Source organism: Paramagnetospirillum caucaseum (genome assembly GCF_000342045.1).
In the GTDB taxonomy this organism is placed as follows: domain Bacteria; phylum Pseudomonadota; class Alphaproteobacteria; order Rhodospirillales; family Magnetospirillaceae; genus Phaeospirillum; species Phaeospirillum caucaseum.
This window is the reverse complement of the sequence record NZ_AONQ01000155.1, coordinates 1-1,920: the sequence shown is the minus strand read 5'-3', so window position 1 is coordinate 1,920 and position 1,920 is coordinate 1. Positions and strand designations below refer to the sequence as shown.

General features: G+C 55.2%; 4 protein-coding genes. 2 read left to right on the top strand and 2 right to left on the bottom strand.

Annotated elements, in window-relative coordinates; all coding sequences use genetic code 11:
* Together H261_RS26395 and H261_RS22720 are read left to right on the top strand one after the other, a co-directional pair.
* Positions 1–204: hypothetical protein (locus H261_RS26395; RefSeq protein WP_235063039.1), on the top strand; the 204-nt coding region annotated here is incomplete at its 5' end.
* A 108-nt stretch (positions 205–312) separates the two neighbouring features.
* Positions 313–573 (top strand): hypothetical protein, encoded by a 261-nt coding sequence (locus H261_RS22720; RefSeq protein WP_008622650.1) that lies wholly within the window; start codon positions 313–315, stop codon positions 571–573.
* Between the two features lie 15 nt (positions 574–588).
* Here H261_RS22720 and H261_RS26390 read toward each other — a convergent pair whose 3' ends face one another.
* Together H261_RS26390 and H261_RS24430 are read right to left on the bottom strand one after the other, a co-directional pair.
* Positions 589–906, bottom strand: coding sequence for a hypothetical protein (locus H261_RS26390; protein ID WP_235063038.1), 318 nt, complete (start codon positions 904–906; stop codon positions 589–591).
* A gap of 311 nt (positions 907–1,217) precedes the next feature.
* Positions 1,218–1,920: site-specific DNA methylase (locus tag H261_RS24430; protein WP_008622646.1), on the bottom strand; the 703-nt coding region annotated here is incomplete at its 5' end.

Genomic DNA, 1,920 nt, shown 5'->3' with positions numbered 1-1,920 from the left:
GTCCCTGACCTGGAGCCATCTGAATCTACCCAAGAGTCGCCAAACGATAACTACCAATTTCGTCGGGATATGCTGCTCGTCGTAAACTCGCTTAATACGGCGGTTAACCATCTAAAAACTTTGATGCAATTGCTGACGGATGACGACAACGAACTCTGTGGGGAGTATTACAAAACCGCACGAGAAAATGGACTGACGTTATAGCGTCGATCTATAAATGTATTCAAGACGCTTGGAATTAAAAGTCACTTGGCACTGATTTACTTTTTACGCATTTTATGTTATACTTGTCCGTAGCAATGGAGGTCCGCCATGCCATTCTACGAATCGATTACAGCACATCCATTCACCGCCGCGATTGCTATCATCGTTGCATTTTGGATGATCAGGCTGCTGGCGGATTTTGCCTTGCATGTGGTTCTTGCCGTAGCTGCCGCTGGTGCCGTCATCGTCGGTGTAAACGCAATCAATCTCCCCGACGATTTGGGTCCAAGGCTCATGGGCAGCTTCCACGCCGAACTGCATAATGTCGCTGAGATGGTGGCGTCGGCATGGAGCCTGCTGCTTCACTGACGCATCAAGCTCGAATCAAGCCCCGTCTAGGCACGACAACATCCTGGTGCCAAGGATTCGGTCGGCAAAGCCCAGCAACATCCGGTTCGGCTGAGCCTGCGGTCGTAACGCCCTTACCAGTTGGATGGCATGCCGTTCATTGCCGCCATGATGCTGGCAGATGAGCATGATCGCACTGGCGGTGCTGCGGGAAACTCCCGCCCAACAGTGGATCAGCAGCCGCCCGCCTCTGGGGATTTCACGCCCGAACGCAAGGATCGCTTGGGCATGGTCTAGGTTGGGATAGTCGCATCGATCCTGCCGTGACAGCATCTGACCGACAACGCCGGTCAAGGCGTGGGTATCCCAGAACTGCAACCGCAGCACCGATATCGCCGGGTCGAAGTCCAGAGGATCGTCGCACGGGTCTTGGATTGAGATTAGGTGTGACGGTTCGAACCGGTCCATCCTGCTGGACAAGTCATCGATCCCGCAGATCGATAGCCTAAATGGAAGTCGTGCCGTTCGCTCCATAAAGCAATCTCCACAACCGAATCTCATAATATCGAGCCTGTACAATCTAACAATATGGCGTGGCAAATATATCTTCCGTGACCACAAGCGGGGGCTGGGTGGACCGAAAATCCACCCAACCCCGCATGTTTCTACAAAGCAGACCAATAGCGAACTGGGTGATCGGGGATGGTCGGAGCGGAACGCTCGTAGATATCGATCACCGACGCGGGCAAGCGACCGAGATAGTCAGAAAACGGCTTATGGTTCCCCCAGATGACAATTGCCAACCCCTCGGGGAGCCGTGTCGTGACTTCTACTCCCTTCCCGCCGACACCCTTCAAGAAACCGATCTTGCCCGAGACAAAAAAGACGCGAGCATGATCGGCAACGAACTTCCGCCAGTAGCGGGTGTGGGTGCGAACGGGGATGATGCCGACCACCGCTTCACATAGCGGCTTCTCACGCTCAGCGGATGCCGTCGTGGGAGCATTCGGCATGTGGCGGCACCATACCGAATCAGCCGCCTTTTCAAGCCAACGCCCCAAGCTGTGATACGGCGGGTTCAACCATACCCGTCCACGCCAATCCTGGGCTAGACCGTCATCGGCAACGGTGAAGTGCTGAAGTGCGGAAACGGGAGCGGCGTCACCAACGCAAGGTGAGCAGGGGTCGAGATCGAACGGCTGGTTGTCGTTCGCCGCGTAAAAATGGTTAATCAGCCACGGCGGTGTGTACCACTCGGGATTCTTTTCCTCGCCGCCCTTGGAGGTGAACATGGTCCGCACCTGCTGCCGCCGTGTCATCAGCGTGGCATTGGCGGCAGTGTTGGCAACGGGTTCATTATCGTTTGTG

Coding starts and splice junctions, on each gene's coding strand:
- H261_RS22720 (WP_008622650.1), top strand. CDS start 313: ATGCCATTCTACGAATCGATTACAGCACATCCATTCACCGCCGCGATT.